This is a genomic window from Hymenobacter sp. H14-R3 (assembly GCF_030063445.1).
In the GTDB taxonomy this organism is placed as follows: domain Bacteria; phylum Bacteroidota; class Bacteroidia; order Cytophagales; family Hymenobacteraceae; genus Hymenobacter.
Genome location: NZ_JASITD010000006.1, coordinates 103,265 through 117,939, shown reverse-complemented (window position 1 = coordinate 117,939; position 14,675 = coordinate 103,265). Strand labels below are relative to the sequence as shown.

The window sequence follows — 14,675 nt, the reverse complement described above, 5'->3', positions numbered from 1 at the left end:
TTTGCGCTGCTCACGTTCAAAACTGTCATCGCTTTCCGCACAACTGCCTGTTTATCAATAATAAAAGCTAACGGCTAGCAGCTATTAGCTATTAGCTATTAGCTTACCAAATGTCGCTTCCCCGAATTTTGCTTGACTGTGAGCCGCTGAAGGACCGCAACAGTGGCTTCAGCCACTTTGTGGTGCCGCTGGCCCACGAGCTCATTCGCCAAAACCACCGCTACCAGCTCACCTGCTACGTGCCGCCCCGGGAGGTGGGCGGGCTGGGCCGGCAAGGCGTGCGCTACCTCACGCAGCGCAGCTTCCACAAGTACCTCAACCCGCCTAGCTACGGCTACCAGCTGTGGCACGCCACCTCGCAGCTGAGCTGGTACGTGCCCACCAGCCCCTTCACCAAGGTGGTGCTCACGATTCACGACCTCAATTTTTTGCACGAAAAGCCCAATACCCGCACCTACTCCCGGCAGCTGGCCATGGTGCGCCGCAACATCAAACGAGCGGATTACCTGGTTACTATCTCCGACTTCGTGCGCCAGGACGTGTTGCGCCACGCCGACCTGCTGGGCTACACCGGCCGCCAGCCCCTGCGCTACGTGCGGCGCGGCGTAGAGGCCCTGGCGCCCCTGCCCGCCGGCCACGCGCCGGCCTACGTGCCGCGCCGGCCGTTTTTCTTCGCCCTGGGCACCATCAATGCCAAGAAGAACTACCACGTGCTGCCCACCCTCTTGCAAGATACTGATAATGAATTGGTTATTGCCGGCAGCTTTGCCGAGGCCGAGTACGTGGCCGCCATCCGGTCGGCCGCCGCGCAGGCCGGCGCGGCCGACCGCGTAACGGTGCTCACCGGCATCAGCGAGGCCGACAAAACGTGGTATTACCAGCACTGCCAGGCCTACCTGCAACCCTCACTGGCTGAGGGCTTTGGCCTGCCCGTGGTGGAGGCCATGCAGCTGGGCAAGCCCGTGTTTTTGAGCCGCCTCACCTCGCTGCCCGAGGTGGGCGGCGCGGCGGCGTATTACTTCGATGACTTTGCGCCCGCCGCCATGCGGCGGGCGCTAGCCGCGGGGCTGGCCCGGCACTCGCCCGCCCGCGCCGCCGAGGCCCAGGCGCAGGCCGGGCAGTTCAGCTGGGCGCAGGCCGCGGCCGACTATCTGTCTATCTATCAAGACTTACTGGGCCGCTAACCTTCTCGCACGTGACTACTTTTCGCTGGTATTTGGTGGGGTTGGTGCTGCTGTTTGGGGCCTACGTGGCCCTCGAATACTACCGCCCCAAGCCGCTCGACTGGTCGCCCTCGCTCAGCAGCAAGGACAAGATTCCGTACGGCACCTTCGTGCTTTTCGATGCCCTGCCGCAGGTGCTGGGCACCGACTCGGTAGCCAGCGTGCGCCAGCCCATCTACAACCAGCTGCTGGGCAGTGAGGAGCCCCGGCTGCAAGGCGGCCGGCCCGCCAACGTGACGTTCGACAACGACTCGGCCGATACCGCCAACGACCAGGCCGCTGCCGCGCTGGAGGCAGCCGCCCTGCCCCTGACTAACACGCAGGCGCAGTACATCTTTATCAATCAGGAGTTTACCGCCAGCTCGCTGGAAACCAATGCCCTGCTGCGCTTCGTGGCACAGGGCCACACCGTGTTTATCGCGGCCGAGAGCTTCGAGCGCACCAGCCGCGGCCCCACCCTGGCCGATTCGCTGGGTTTCCGCACCTACCCCGCCGACTCCTCGTTTACGCGGATGCTGGCCCCCGGCGTGGGCCGGGCTGACTCGGTGGCGCTGCACCTGCTGCGCCCCGGCAGCCCAATATTCTGGTTCAGTCCGGCCGCCGCCAGCTACCGGCTGGCCCTCACGGCGCGGCGCGCCCACCGCGGGGCCACCCTGGCCGCCGATAAGCAGGGCCGGCCGGTGCTGCTGCGCCTCGACCACGGGCGCGGGCATTTTTACCTGTGCTCGGTGCCGCTGGCCTTTGGCAACTACTGGGTGCTGCGGCCCCGCACCGCCGACTTTGCGTTTGCGGCGCTCTCCTGCCTGCCCGCCGGCCACCCCGCCTGGTGGGACGAGTACCAGAAGCAGGGCCGCGCCGGCGAGCAGTCGCTGCTGCGCGTGGTAATGGCCCACCCGGCCCTGCGCACGGCCTACTACCTGCTACTGCTCACGGGGCTGCTATTCGTGCTGGTGGAGGCGCGCCGCCGCCAGCGCATCATCCCCACTATCAAGCCGTTGCCCAATACTACGCTGCTTTTTACGCGCACCGTGGCGGGCCTCTACCAGCAGGGGCGCAACCACGCGCGCATTGCCGAAAAGAAAACGGCGCTGTTCCTCGATTACCTGCGCACCCGCTTCCACGAGCCCGCGCCCAACCTAGCCGATGAGGACTTCCGCGAGCGCCTCAGCCAGAAGTCGGGCGTGGCCCGGCCCCGCGTCGATGAGCTGGTGCGGCTCATCAATTTTGCCCGCACCGCCCCCGCCGTCACCGACCGCGAACTGCTTATTTTGAGCCGCGCCATCCAGGATTTCAAGCACGAATCACGGTGAAAATCAACTTTTGCACTGTGCCGGGAAATGGCCTTTTTCGTGAATTGTACTTTTCTAATAAAGTGCCTTTATGATGTTTAAAAGGGCTTTTTTCGTTGTTTTTCGGCTTGTTTGAGCCGTTGGCGGGCCGGCAAGTTAGGCCACTGGCACACTGGTTTCGTCGCTTCGCCCCAATTTTTTAAGTAGCCTACTGGCCCACCCGGCCCTTTTAGTAATGGAAAACGAAACGCCTTTTTCACCGTCGGACAACCAGCTGCCCGCCACCGCGGCGGCCCCCGAGCCCGCCTTGGCCCCGCGCACCGACCTCTCGCACCTCACGGCCCGCACCGAGGCCGTGCGCCAGCAGATAGGCCAGGTAATAGTGGGCCAGCAAGACTTGCTGGAGCTGCTGCTCACCGCCCTGCTCGCCGATGGCCACGTGCTGCTCGAAGGCGTGCCCGGCGTGGCCAAAACCCTCACCGCCAAGCTACTGGCCCGCACGCTGGCCGTGCCGTTCAGCCGCATCCAGTTCACGCCCGACCTCATGCCGGCCGATGTGCTGGGCACCAGCATCTTCCGGCCGGCGCAGGGCGACTTCGAGTTTCGGCCCGGCCCCATTTTCGCCAGCGTGGTGCTGATTGACGAAATCAACCGCGCCCCCGCCAAGACCCAATCGGCCCTGTTTGAGGTGATGGAGGAGCGCACCGTAACCCAGGACGGCACCACCCACCGCATGACCACGCCCTTCGTGGTGCTGGCCACGCAAAACCCTATCGAACAGGAAGGTACCTACCGCCTGCCCGAGGCCCAGCTCGACCGCTTTCTCTTCAAACTGAACGTGGGCTACCCCACGCTGGCTGAGGAAATCCAGATTCTCCAGGGCCACCACGCCGGCTTCGGCGGCACGCCGCTTGATAAGGTGCAGGCCGTGCTCACGGCCGAGGACCTGGCCGCCCTGCGCCGGCAAGTGGGCCAGCAGCGCGTGGAGGCTAACGTGCTCGAATACATCGCCAAAATCGTGGGCCAGACGCGGGCGCACAAGGCGCTGTACCTGGGCGCGTCGCCCCGCGCCAGCATCGCGCTGCTCAACGGGGCCAAGGCCCTGGCCGCCCTGCGCGGCCGCGACTTCGTAACGCCCGAGGATGTGCAGTTTCTGGCCGCGCCGGTGCTGCGCCACCGCATCATGCTCACGCCCGAGCGCGAAATGGAGGGCGGCACGGCCGATGAGGTAGTGCGAGCCATTGTGCAGAGCGTGGAGGTACCGCGGTAGAGTTTTTTGGGGGTATGTTCGGGAAGTTACCGCTGAGGTTCGCAGTGGTAAAACGCTGAGGTTCGCTGAGTTTTTTATGCAGGAAAACGATATTTCTTATTTGATTCGGAAGGCCGCTTTTGAGGTGCACACCGAATTGGGGCCGGGGCTGCTGGAGTCGGTTTACGAAACCGCTTTGCAGTATGAGCTACTGCAAGCAGGGCTTTTGGTGAAGGCCCAGGTTTCGTTGCCAATGGTATATAAGGGCGTGGGAATGGATGTGGGCTTTCGGATGGATTTGCTGGTTGAAAACCGGGTAGTCGTGGAAATTAAGTCCATCGAAACCATTCTGGAAGTACATCACATGCAACTACTTACCTACCTCAAGCTATCGGGCCACAAGCTTGGGCTGCTTATCAACTTCAACGTGCCCCGCCTAAAAGAAGGCATCGTGCGCAAAGTCAACGGCTTGGACGATTCTCAGCGAACCTCAGCGTAAACTTCCCGAACAACAGCGCATGAGCCTCTTTCTAACAACTCGCTTCTTCTATCTGTTCGCCGCGCTCATCGCCGGCTTTGTAGTGGCGTTTTTCCTGCCCTGGCTGCTGGGCCCCATGTCCATCCTGCTGGGTGCAGCCGGGCTGCTGACGCTGCTCGACGCGGCGCTGCTTTACGCGCCGGCGGCGAGCGGGGCCAGCCCGGTGCTGGGCCGGCGCGTGCTCGGCGATAAGCTCTCGAACGGCGACGACAATGAGGTACAGCTCTTCTTGGAAAGCCGCTATCGGTTTGGTATTCAAGTGGAAGTGATTGACGAGATTCCGCACCAGTTTCAGCGGCGCGACGTGCTGTTCGAGGCACGTATTGAGCCGGGCCAAACGCAAATAATCACTTACCAGCTGCGGCCCACCAAGCGCGGCGATTACGAGTTTGGGGCCCTCAACGTGTACGCGGCCTCGCCGTTGGGGCTGGTGCGGCGGCGCTTCCGCTTCGACCAGCGCCGGACGGTGCCCGTGTACCCCTCCTTTTTGCAGATGCGGCAGTACGAGCTGCTGGCCATCCACAACCGCCTCACGGAGGTGGGCATCAAGCGCATTCGGCGGGTGGGGCAGAGCACGGAGTTTGAGCAAATCAGGCCCTACGCGGCCGGCGACGACCCGCGCACCATCAACTGGAAGGCCAGCGCCCGGCGCGCCGGCGGGGGCAGCGATACGCTGGTAGTCAACCACTTTCAGGACGAGCGCGCCCAGCAAGTGTATTGCCTCATCGACAAGGGCCGCGTGATGCGCATGCCCTTCGCGGGCCTCAGCCTGCTCGACTACGCCATCAACGCCACGCTGGTGATGAGCAATATCGCGCTCCTCAAGCACGACAAAGCGGGGCTGATTACGTTTGCCAACAAGCCCGGCGCAATGGTGCCCGCCGAGCGCCGGCCAGGCCACCTGCGCACCATTCTAGAGGTGCTTTTTCACCAGAAAACGCAGTACCTCGAAACCGACTACGAGCGCCTCTACGCCACGGTGCGCGCCAGGATTAAGCAGCGCAGCCTGCTAATTTTGTTCACCAATTTTGAAACCTTGCAGGGAATGGAACGGCAATTGCCTTACCTGCGGGCCTTGGGCAAGGCGCATTTGCTGCTGGTAGTATTCTTCGAAAACACCGAGCTGCGCACCTTCCTCGACGCGCCGGCCGACACCACGGCCGATGTGTACAACCAAACCATCGCCGAAAAATTTCAACAGGAAAAACGCCAGATAGTGCTCGAATTGCAGCGCTACGGCATCCAGGCCCTGCTCACTCCACCGCACCTGCTGACGGTGAACACGCTAAATAAGTACCTGGAATTCAAGGCCAGGGGATTGATATGATAATGCAGAGTTTCGCAGAGTTGGCCGAGTTTCGCAACGTTTTTCACCCTTCGCCTTTGCGAAACTCCGCTAACTCTGCGCAACTCTGCGCGAAGATTTTACTGCTGCTTTTACTCAGCCTTAGCGCCAGCGCCCAGCGCCCGCTGCTGCCGGTGCCCGCGCAGGCTACCTGGCAGGCCGGCCACTACCGCTTTGCCACCGCGCCGCTGCTGGCGCTGCGCCGGCACATTACGGGCCCGGCCACCTCTGCCGATGAAAGTTACCGGCTGCGCGTAACGGCCGCCGGGGCCAGCCTCACGGCCGTGTCGCCGCTGGGCATTCAGCGCGGGCTGGCCACGTTTCGGCAGGTGCTGGAGAGCACGCCGCGGGGCTGGCGGGCGCAGCTGTGCGACATCCAGGACCGGCCGCGCTTTGCCTGGCGCGGGCTGCTAATTGACCCGGCGCGGCACTTCCTGCCGGTGGCCATTATCAAGCGCAACCTCGACGGGATGGCCGCCGTGAAGCTCAACGTGCTGCACTGGCACCTGAGCGACGACCAGGGCTGGCGCGTGGAGAGCCGGCTGTTTCCGCGCCTGCACACCGTGGCCGGCGCCACCGGCTACTACACCCAGGCCGAGGTGCGCGAGGTAGTGCGCTACGCCGGCCGGCTCGGCATTCGGGTGGTGCCCGAGTTCGACCTGCCTGGCCACACCGGCGCGCTGCTGGCCGCCTACCCGCGCCTGGGCAGCAACGACTCTATAAAAGCGGTGCCCACGCGCTGGGGCACCAGCCAGAACTGGGCCCTGCTCGACCCCACCCGCGAGGGCACCTACACCATGCTCGACTCGGTGCTGACCGAGATGAGCGGCCTCTTTCCCGACCCGTATTTCCACATTGGTGGCGATGAGAACGACGGCCGGCAGTGGCGCCGCAGCCCGCGCATTGTGGCGTTTATGAAGGCCAAGGGCTTCGTAAATGCCAAGGGCAACGGCGACAAGCACCAGCTGCAAAATTACTTCAACCGCCGGATGCTCAGCATTTTACAAAAGCTGGGCAAAACGATGGTGGGTTGGGATGAAATCCTGGGCCCCGGCTTGCCCACGCCCATCATAGTCGAAACCTGGCGCGGCCCCAAGGGCGTGCTCGACGCCGTGCGCCAGGGCCACCCCGCCCTGCGCGCCCACGGCTACTACCTTGACCTCAACTACTCGGCCGCCAGCCATTACGCCGCCGACCCGCTGCAAGGCGTGCCCGACTCGCTGGCCGGCCGCGTGCTGGGCGGCGAGGCCGCCATGTGGAGCGAGTTTGCCGACAGCGTCATCTACGACAGCCGGGTGTGGCCCCGCGCCGCCGCCGTGGCCGAGCGCCTTTGGAGCCCCGCCGCCCTGAGCCAGGACGTGCCCGATATGTACCGCCGCCTAGCCTTCGTGAGCACCGAGCTGGAGGCCCTGGGCCTGCGCCACCGCCACGCCCCGGCCGCCCTGCTGGCGCAGCTGGCCGCACCCTACCCCGCCGCTCTGCCCGCGCTGCAAACCCTGGCCGGCCTCCTTGAGCCGGTTAAAGAGTATAAGCGTCATTTCCAGGGCCTTATCTACACCACCGAAACGCCCCTAACGCGCCTCGTCGATGCCGCCCCGGCCGAGTCGGACGCCGCCCGCCGCTTCGGGGCCACGGCCGACAGCCTGCTGGCCAGCCTCCGCATCGGGATGCCCACGTTTCCGGCCGTGCCGCCCGTTTTGTCGGCTGCCGCCAAGCGCCAGCTCGCCAGCCTGCAAAGCCAGATTGCTGGCTGGCAGCGCGCTATCGAGCAGCTGCCGCCGCTGCTTGTGCTCAGCCCCAGCCTGGCCGAGTACGCGCCGCTGGCCGCCCAGCTCGGGGTAGTAGTGAGTTTGCTCGACCAGCGCCTCGCGCAGCTAACCCAAGGCCAGCCCCTGCTACCACCCTGGCAGGCCGCCGCCAAAGGGCAGCTAGACGCCGCCCAAAAGCCCGCCGGCCAAGCCGAACTGGCCATTATCAGCGCGGCCCGGCGGCTGGTGGGCTTGTAGCGCAAACCAGAAAGTTCGCGCTACGCATTGCGTACCGCAATCAGCTCAGCGGCCACGCTCACGGCAATTTCCTCGGGCAGGCGGCTGTTTATTGCCACCCCAATCGGCCCGCGCAAACCACTTACATCAAACCCTTCGGTTTGCAGCACGCGGCGCAGCTCGGCTACTTTGGTAGCGCTGCCCATCACGCCGAGGTAGCGGTACTCGTGGCCCAGCAAGCGGCGCAGGGCCACGACGTCGGTACGGTAGCCCACGGTCATGACTACCACGTAGCGGCGCGGGCCGGGCGGCACGCTTAGTGCCTCGTAATCAACTTGATGCTTGCGGTGGGCAAAGTGATTGGCGACTAGCGTGGGCAGGTCGGCGCGGTCGTCGAGCACAGTTATTTCAAACCCCAGATTACTAGCTACTTGTGATAAAGCCAGGCTCACGTGCCCGGCCCCCACAATGGTGAGCTGGTCACGGAAACCCAGCCGCTCGCCGTAGTGCCAGCCGGGGCCGGGCTGATAGGCATAAAAGTTGGCCGGCCCCTCGCTTGCCAGCCGCAGGCCCGCAGTTTCGCTCACCTCCCAGGCCCCGCTGCTCAGCTGCTGCAAGGCCGTTTCGATGGCCGCTACCACCCGCAAGTCACTGGGTTGCAAGGGCCACAGCAGCACCTCCTGCTCACCAGCGCACATCATACCCGAGCGGTCGGCCGGGGCCTCGCGCCGATGAATCTGAGGGCGTAGCAGCGGCGCGTGGTCGCCGGCGCGCAGGCGCTGGCGGGCCAATTCCACCCACTTGTGCTCCATGATGCCGCCGCCAATGGAGCCGGCCACCGCCTCGGCCGTCACCGTCATTTTGAAGCCCTGGCGGCCGGGGCTGCTACCCGCGCTGCGCACCACGCACAGCAGGGCGGCCGGCCGGCCGGCGCGCAGGGCGGCGGCGGCGAGGGTCCAGGCGGGGAGGTCGCGGGGCGGGGTGGGCATGGGAAGCAGAGAGTAGTATCGACCTGTCAGCCGTTGTCATTGCGAGCATGTTGCGCATCAAGCAATGACGGGCGTTTTTACTCAAGTCTTAGACAAATAGCTCAACCCCGCACCAGCGTGCCGGTGATGTAGCCAAACGGCGCATCGGTCGCCACAAATACCTCGTTCGTGTTCTCCTGGCCGAAGGGCGTGAGGTTGAACGGAATGTGATGCTTGTTAGGCATAACAAGGCTAACCTCCTTCACCTCAGCGTTTTCCTCCAGCATGTTTTCACCAATAGCATACAGCGTGTGCTGCACCGAAAGGCTCTGGTGTTCGGAGAACGTGCGCAGCAAACCGGTCCTGATTTTCTGGTACAGCGGCTCAAAGTCGAGGTCGGCGCTGGTGTATTCCCACTCGGCTTCGCACTCGGTGGCCAGGATGCGGTCGGTGGTTTCGGGCAGCACCGTGAACTCGTCTTTGGGATAGCCCACGAAGCCTGAGCCGGCGGTTTTGAGCAGTAGGAGGCCCTTCAGGCCGGCCCACACGGTGCAGGTGCCCTCGGCAGTCAGCACCACCACGGCGCGGCGCTTTTCGGAGCCGCCGCCCGTGAAGCTGTGCGAATGCGCCTTCCCATCAAAATTCATGCGCTGCCAGCCGTGCTCCAGAATCTCGATGCGCGCCTGGCTCAGCTGCGGGTTGCGGGCGATAAAATGCCGCGCCAGCACCAGCGCGTAGGCTTCGATGGTACCCGTAAAATGCTCCCTGGCCAGGGCGTACACGGTGTTCTTCTGGGTATCGGTGGGCAGAATTAACGCGTTGTCACCCAGCGTGTGGGCCGCGTCGAAGTCGCCCGTCAGCTGCACGCTCACCGACACCTGCCGGAACTCGTGGTGGTCGGCGTGGCGAATGACGCGCGACAGATTCACGGCGTTTTTGCCATAGGCGTTGGCAGCGAGTTTGATGGGCATAGTACGGGTGCTTCAGGTAATTATCGGGTTCAAAACCCCGGGGCTAAAAGTCGTCGCCGGGCTCAGGCTCTGCCGCTTCCATTTCTTTAATCTCGTCGCGGCAACCTGTCAGCAGCGCCAGCAGCGTATCGTGTTCGTGGGCAGGGGAATAGCTCACGTTGCTGGCATCGCCCACGCAAAACTTACCCCCTGACCACCGAATTACGTCCATGTGCATCAAGCTTAGCCACAGCTCTTTCGCCTCCCACCATTCAAAAATCAGCTCGTCGTCGCACGTGAAAAACCCCAGGCAAGAATCATAGAAAAAAGCGTTGGCAACCTGGTAAAACGCCACCAGCTGCTGGGTTACCCCGGTGGGCACCCCCCGGGCAATGGCCCGCTGCTCAAACGTAGCAAGGGCCTGCTGGCTAGCCGGCTGCAAGGGGTAATAGGCTGGATTCGGGCTGGCTATTTCTTGCAATAATACCTTAATAGTCTGCTGATTTGTAGTCATTACGCTAGCTCGGGTTGGGTTGGCCACTGGAGAGCCAGCGCGCAGTGTTTGCCTGTAGTTTAGCAGGCATTGGCGCGTAGCTTGCGGGGCGGCAATATAGCCGCCATCTGCCTCATGACCACTACTTTCCTGCAAAGCACTGCCGTGGTGCTGCCCACCGGCCAGCGCCCGGCCCTGCTGGTGCTGCAAGGCGGCCGCATCGCCGACGTGCTGCCCTACGAGGCAGCCGTGGCCGGCCCCGTGCACAACTGCGGCAACGCGGCCATTCTGCCCGGCGTTATCGACCCGCACGTGCACCTCAACGAGCCCGGCCGCACCGAGTGGGAGGGCTTCGATACCGGCACCCGCGCCGCGCTGGCCGGCGGCCTTACCACGCTGGTAGACATGCCGTTGAACTCCTCACCAGTTACAACTTCGGTTGAGAATTTACGGATAAAGCAGGCCGCCACCCAGGGCCAGCTGCACACCAACGTGGGCTTCTGGGGCGGCATCGTACCCGGCAATGCGGCCGAGGTGGAGCCGCTTATTGCGGCCGGCGTGCTGGGGTTTAAGGCGTTTTTGACGCACTCGGGCATCGACGATTTTCCCAATGCCACGGAGACCGATTTGCGGCGCGTGATGCCCATTTTGGCTAGTCATGGCCGGCCGCTGCTGGTGCACTGCGAGCTAGCGCGGGGCAACGACGAGTGGAAGAAAGGCGATACCCGCTCGTACCGCAATTACCTGGCTTCGCGCCCCAAAAGCTGGGAAGATGAGGCCATCAAGCTCCTGATTCGGCTGTGCGCCGAGTACGGCGGCCCGGTGCACATCGTGCACCTATCGTCGGCCAACTCGCTGGCCGCCATTGCCGAAGCCAAGGCTCAGGGCCTGCCGCTCACCGTGGAAACCGGCCAGCACTACCTGTTTTTCAACGCCGAGGATATTGCCGATGGCCAGACGCAGTTCAAGTGCGCGCCGCCCATTCGGGAGCGGGCCAACAACGAGCAGCTGTGGCAAGCGCTGCAAAGCGGCCTCATCGACTTTGTGGCCACCGACCACTCGCCCGCCCCGCCCGGCCTCAAGCAGCTGGCCAGCGGCGACTTTGCCAGCGCCTGGGGCGGCATTGCCTCGCTGCAACTGGCGCTGCCCGTGCTCTGGACCGCCGCGCGCGCGCGCGGGGCCACCCTGCCCGACCTGGCCCGCTGGCTCAGTACTAATCCGGCCAGGCTCATCGGCCAAAGCCACCGCAAAGGCCAGATTACCAAGGGCTACGACGCCGACCTGCTGGTGCTGGCCCCCGACACCACCTTCACCGTGACCGAGGCGCTGCTGCACCACCGCCACAAGGTATCGCCCTACCTGGGCCGCGAGCTGACGGGCGTAGTCACGCATACTTTTCTGGCGGGCGAGGAGGTTTTTCGCCATCCTGATTTTCTGCACTTGAATCGGGGGCAAATGCTGACGCGCTGAGCGTGTATGTTTGCGGTTTCGGCTTTTGCGTAGCGTAAGCTTTAGCTTGCGAGTGAGCGCAGCGAGCATTTGCGTTGGCCGACGTCCGCCTTACGCTAGGTGCTCGCTCGCAAGCTAAAGCTTACGCTACATTCTTTACATGTCTGATTACCAAGTTCGTACCGCCCGTATTCTCAGCCGCATCGAGCAGCTGGCCGCCATCAGCGAAGACGCAACGGGCGCTACCGTAACGCGCCGGTTTGGCACGCCCGCCTTTGTGAAAGGCCGCGACCTTGTGCAAGGTTGGTTCGAAGCCGCTGGCCTCACCACGCGCCTCGATGGCATCGGCAACCTGCGCGGGCGCTGGGCCAGCCCCCGCCCGGGGGCCAAGACGTTCGTGCTGGCCTCGCACATCGACACGGTGGTAAATGCCGGCAAGTACGACGGCCCGCTGGGCGTGCTGATGGGCCTCGATTTGGTAGAAGACATTATTAATCAGCACATTGACTTACCATTTAACCTGGAGTTGATTGCCTTCAGCGATGAGGAAGGCGTGCGCTTTCACACCACCTACCTGGGCAGCAAGGTGGTGACGGGGGCGTTTGACCCAGTGCTTTTGCAACGCGCTGATGCCGACGGCATTACCCTGGCCCAGGCTATTGCCGAGATGGGCGGCAGCACCGCCACCCTGGCCGCCGATGCCCTGCCCGCCGCCGAGTGGCTGGGCTACTTCGAGCTGCACATCGAGCAGGGGCCGGTGCTCTGGGAGAGCGGCGTGCCGGTGGCGCTCGTCACGGCCATTGCCGGGCAGCAGCGCGTGGAGCTGACCTGGCAAGGGATGGCCGGCCACGCCGGTACCGTGCCCATGCCCATGCGCCAGGATGCGCTGGCCGCCGCCGCCGAGTTTGTGCTGGCCACTGAGGCCTTTGCCCTGGCCCACGGCCACGGGCTGGTGGCCACGGTGGGCCAGCTGCACATTCCATACGCGGCCAGCAATGTCATTCCGGGCCAGGTGGTGCACAGCCTCGACCTGCGCAGCCCCGCTGCCGCGCCGCTGGCGGCGGCCTACGCCGACTTGCAGGCGCAGGCCGCTGCCATTGCCGCCCGGCGCGGCGTGGCGCTGGGTTGGCAGCTGGTGCAGGCCACCGCGCCTACCGCCTGCGACGCGGGCCTGAACGACCTGCTGGCCCAGGCCATCGCCGCCAGCGGCCACGACGTGGTGCGCTTGGTGAGCGGCGCGGGCCACGACGCGGTGCCCGCCTCGGCGGTGGCCCCGGCCACCATGGCCTTCATTCGCTGCTACAAAGGCATCAGCCACAACCCGTTGGAAGCCGTGGAGGCCACCGATGTGGCGGCGGCGCTGGAGGTGGCCGAGCGGTTTCTGCTGGAATTAAAAAATGCGCACAATTGAGCCATCCGTCCTTGCGCGCGCAAGGGCAAACGACTTTCCCATCCATTCCTTTCCCTATCCTGACCTTATGGAACTCGGCTCCCTGACCCGCTCCGTTGTGCGGCGCAACCACGCCATTATTGCGCCCGATGGCTACATCAACAGCAACGTGCCCGGTTGGACGGGCTGCACTACCAACGTCCTCATTAATGAGCAAATGGGGGCGCGCCTCTGCCAAACGCTCGTCACGCTCACCGACGCCGGGCAGCTGACGGGAGCCACCGAGGCCAGCCAGATTTTTTTCTACGTGGTGCAGGGCCAGGTGCAGGCCACCATCGGCGACGATAGCCGGATTCTCACAGCCGGCAAGTTTGTATACGTGCCTGTTGGCCAAAGCTATACCTTCAAAAACCCCACGGCCGGCACGCAGGTGCTCACCTTTCACAAGGTGTACGAGCCGCTGGTGGGCCAGGCCACGCCGGGCGTGCACTGGGGCGAAAAGGACGACAGCAAGGCGCCCATTTATATGAGCGACGACGCGCTGCGCATCCAGGAGCTGTTGCCCAATGAGTTGGGTTTCGACATGGCCGTCAACATTTTCACCTATCAGCCCGGCGGCCAGCTACCGATGGTGGAAACCCACATCATGGAGCACGGCCTGCTCTACTTGCAGGGCCAGGCCATTTATATGCTTGACCAGCAGTGGTATCCGATAAAAAAAGGTGACTCCATCTGGATGGCGCCGTTTTGCCAGCAGTGGGCCGCGTCCATTGGCAAGGAGCCGTCGGTGTACATCTATTATAAGAACGTGAACCGGTTTCCGACGGTGGTGTGAGGTAGCGTGGGCTCTGCGAGTCCGCGCGTGGATGGATTTGAGCCGCTCGTTTTTCACTGTTTTACGCGCGGACTCGCAGAGTCCACGCTACCATTTATGACCCTTCCCGACCTCAACACCCTCCCCTCCCCTGCCCGCGCCGCGGCCCTGGCCACCTGCTGCGGGGCCACTGCCTGGGTCACCACCCTGAACCAGCAATTTCCCTTCGCCTCGGCGGCGGCACTTCATGAAGCGGCCGAGCGCACGTGGTACAACCTCACTGAGGCCGACTGGCGCGAGGCCTTTTTGCATCATCCAAAAATCGGGAGCGTAGCTGCGCTAAAAGAGAAGTTTGCCAGCACGGCCGCCTGGGCGGCTAGTGAGCAGGGCGCCGTGCGCCAGGCTTCGGACGAAACCCTGGCGGCCCTGGCGGCTGGCAACGACGCCTACGAGCGGAAGTTCGGCTACATCTTCATTGTGTGCGCCACCGGCAAATCGGCCGCCGAGATGCTGGCGCTGCTGCAAGCCCGACTGCCGCACGAGCCGCACAGCGAAATCCAGGTCGCCATGGGCGAGCAGGCCAAAATCACGCGCCTGCGCCTCGAAAAGCTACTCGCATGAGCCAGCTCACCACCCATATTCTCGATACTACCAAGGGCCGGCCGGCGGCGGGCGTGGCCATCGCGCTCTACGAGCCGGCCGGCGACGACTGGCGCGAAATGGCGCGCGGCAGCACCAACGCCGATGGCCGCATTCCCGACCTGCTGCCACCCGATAAAATCCTGGCTATGGGCGTGTACAAGCTGAAATTTTTCACCCAGGAATATTTTGAGCGCGATGGGCTGCCGCACTTTTACCCGTTCGTGGAAATCTGCTTTACCGTGGCCGATGGGGAGCACTACCACGTGCCGCTGCTGCTTAACCCCTTCGGCTACAGCACCTACCGCGGCTCGTGAGAGTAGCGCGAACTGGAAAGTTCGCG

Annotated in this window: 14 protein-coding genes; 11 read left to right on the top strand and 3 right to left on the bottom strand. The window is 63.9% G+C overall.

Going from position 1 to position 14,675, the window contains the following annotated elements; genetic code table 11:
- Positions 1 to 110: 110 nt before the first annotated feature.
- The 6 genes from QMK33_RS07945 (at position 111) to QMK33_RS07920 (ending at position 7,650) form a co-directional block, all read left to right on the top strand.
- Positions 111 to 1,184 (top strand): glycosyltransferase family 4 protein, encoded by a 1,074-nt coding sequence (locus QMK33_RS07945; RefSeq protein ID WP_283564038.1) that lies wholly within the window; start codon positions 111 to 113, stop codon positions 1,182 to 1,184.
- 11 nt (positions 1,185 to 1,195) lie between these two features.
- Complete coding sequence (locus tag QMK33_RS07940) at positions 1,196 to 2,533, top strand: DUF4350 domain-containing protein (RefSeq protein ID WP_283564037.1); 1,338 nt, start codon at positions 1,196 to 1,198, stop codon at positions 2,531 to 2,533.
- A 214-nt stretch (positions 2,534 to 2,747) separates the two neighbouring features.
- On the top strand, positions 2,748 to 3,782 hold the full coding sequence (locus tag QMK33_RS07935; RefSeq protein WP_283564036.1) for an AAA family ATPase: 1,035 nt from the start codon (positions 2,748 to 2,750) through the stop codon (positions 3,780 to 3,782).
- A 76-nt stretch (positions 3,783 to 3,858) separates the two neighbouring features.
- Entirely contained in the window at positions 3,859 to 4,260 is a 402-nt protein-coding gene (locus QMK33_RS07930) for a GxxExxY protein (RefSeq protein ID WP_283564035.1), read from the top strand.
- A gap of 19 nt (positions 4,261 to 4,279) precedes the next feature.
- The gene (locus QMK33_RS07925; RefSeq protein WP_283564034.1) at positions 4,280 to 5,626 is read left to right on the top strand and encodes a DUF58 domain-containing protein; all 1,347 of its coding nucleotides are present in this window, start codon (positions 4,280 to 4,282) and stop codon (positions 5,624 to 5,626) included.
- Positions 5,627 to 5,682: 56 nt separating this feature from the next.
- A complete protein-coding gene (locus QMK33_RS07920; RefSeq protein WP_283564033.1) occupies positions 5,683 to 7,650 on the top strand; it encodes a beta-N-acetylhexosaminidase in 1,968 nt (655 codons plus the stop codon).
- A gap of 20 nt (positions 7,651 to 7,670) precedes the next feature.
- Here the strand turns inward: QMK33_RS07920 and QMK33_RS07915 are convergent, their stop codons facing one another.
- From QMK33_RS07915 to QMK33_RS07905, 3 genes are all read right to left on the bottom strand, one after another.
- Positions 7,671 to 8,618, bottom strand: coding sequence for an XdhC family protein (locus QMK33_RS07915; RefSeq protein ID WP_283564032.1), 948 nt, complete (start codon positions 8,616 to 8,618; stop codon positions 7,671 to 7,673).
- Positions 8,619 to 8,719: 101 nt separating this feature from the next.
- Complete coding sequence (gene pucL / locus QMK33_RS07910; protein WP_283564031.1) at positions 8,720 to 9,568, bottom strand: factor-independent urate hydroxylase; 849 nt, start codon at positions 9,566 to 9,568, stop codon at positions 8,720 to 8,722.
- Between the two features lie 43 nt (positions 9,569 to 9,611).
- Positions 9,612 to 10,061: a hypothetical protein gene (locus QMK33_RS07905; protein ID WP_283564030.1), complete on the bottom strand. Its 450-nt coding sequence runs from the start codon at positions 10,059 to 10,061 to the stop codon at positions 9,612 to 9,614.
- A gap of 114 nt (positions 10,062 to 10,175) precedes the next feature.
- On the opposite strand from QMK33_RS07905, the gene allB reads away from it, so the two are divergent.
- The 5 genes from allB to uraH all read left to right on the top strand — a co-directional run bounded on the left by allB (position 10,176) and on the right by uraH (position 14,649).
- The gene (gene allB / locus QMK33_RS07900) at positions 10,176 to 11,510 is read left to right on the top strand and encodes an allantoinase AllB (RefSeq protein ID WP_283564029.1); all 1,335 of its coding nucleotides are present in this window, start codon (positions 10,176 to 10,178) and stop codon (positions 11,508 to 11,510) included.
- 139 nt (positions 11,511 to 11,649) lie between these two features.
- On the top strand, positions 11,650 to 12,900 hold the full coding sequence (locus QMK33_RS07895) for a M20 family metallo-hydrolase (protein ID WP_283564028.1): 1,251 nt from the start codon (positions 11,650 to 11,652) through the stop codon (positions 12,898 to 12,900).
- Between the two features lie 67 nt (positions 12,901 to 12,967).
- Positions 12,968 to 13,714, top strand: coding sequence for a (S)-ureidoglycine aminohydrolase (gene allE / locus QMK33_RS07890; RefSeq protein ID WP_283564027.1), 747 nt, complete (start codon positions 12,968 to 12,970; stop codon positions 13,712 to 13,714).
- A 96-nt stretch (positions 13,715 to 13,810) separates the two neighbouring features.
- Entirely contained in the window at positions 13,811 to 14,314 is a 504-nt protein-coding gene (gene uraD / locus QMK33_RS07885; protein WP_283564026.1) for a 2-oxo-4-hydroxy-4-carboxy-5-ureidoimidazoline decarboxylase, read from the top strand.
- Complete coding sequence (gene uraH / locus QMK33_RS07880) at positions 14,311 to 14,649, top strand: hydroxyisourate hydrolase (RefSeq protein ID WP_283564025.1); 339 nt, start codon at positions 14,311 to 14,313, stop codon at positions 14,647 to 14,649. The genes uraD and uraH overlap by 4 nt, the downstream gene beginning before the upstream one ends.
- Positions 14,650 to 14,675 lie beyond the last annotated feature (26 nt).

What these genes read in the sequence shown, in the direction of transcription:
- QMK33_RS07945 (WP_283564038.1), top strand. Translation starts at nt 111, where the DNA reads ATGTCGCTTCCCCGAATTTTGCTTGACTGTGAGCCGCTGAAGGACCGC.
- QMK33_RS07935 (WP_283564036.1), top strand. Translation starts at nt 2,748, where the DNA reads ATGGAAAACGAAACGCCTTTTTCACCGTCGGACAACCAGCTGCCCGCC.
- QMK33_RS07930 (WP_283564035.1), top strand. Translation starts at nt 3,859, where the DNA reads ATGCAGGAAAACGATATTTCTTATTTGATTCGGAAGGCCGCTTTTGAG.
- QMK33_RS07925 (WP_283564034.1), top strand. Translation starts at nt 4,280, where the DNA reads ATGAGCCTCTTTCTAACAACTCGCTTCTTCTATCTGTTCGCCGCGCTC.
- QMK33_RS07915 (WP_283564032.1), bottom strand. Translation starts at nt 8,618, where the DNA reads ATGCCCACCCCGCCCCGCGACCTCCCCGCCTGGACCCTCGCCGCCGCC.
- pucL (WP_283564031.1), bottom strand. Translation starts at nt 9,568, where the DNA reads ATGCCCATCAAACTCGCTGCCAACGCCTATGGCAAAAACGCCGTGAAT.
- QMK33_RS07905 (WP_283564030.1), bottom strand. Translation starts at nt 10,061, where the DNA reads ATGACTACAAATCAGCAGACTATTAAGGTATTATTGCAAGAAATAGCC.
- allB (WP_283564029.1), top strand. Translation starts at nt 10,176, where the DNA reads ATGACCACTACTTTCCTGCAAAGCACTGCCGTGGTGCTGCCCACCGGC.
- QMK33_RS07895 (WP_283564028.1), top strand. Translation starts at nt 11,650, where the DNA reads ATGTCTGATTACCAAGTTCGTACCGCCCGTATTCTCAGCCGCATCGAG.
- allE (WP_283564027.1), top strand. Translation starts at nt 12,968, where the DNA reads ATGGAACTCGGCTCCCTGACCCGCTCCGTTGTGCGGCGCAACCACGCC.
- uraD (WP_283564026.1), top strand. Translation starts at nt 13,811, where the DNA reads ATGACCCTTCCCGACCTCAACACCCTCCCCTCCCCTGCCCGCGCCGCG.
- uraH (WP_283564025.1), top strand. Translation starts at nt 14,311, where the DNA reads ATGAGCCAGCTCACCACCCATATTCTCGATACTACCAAGGGCCGGCCG.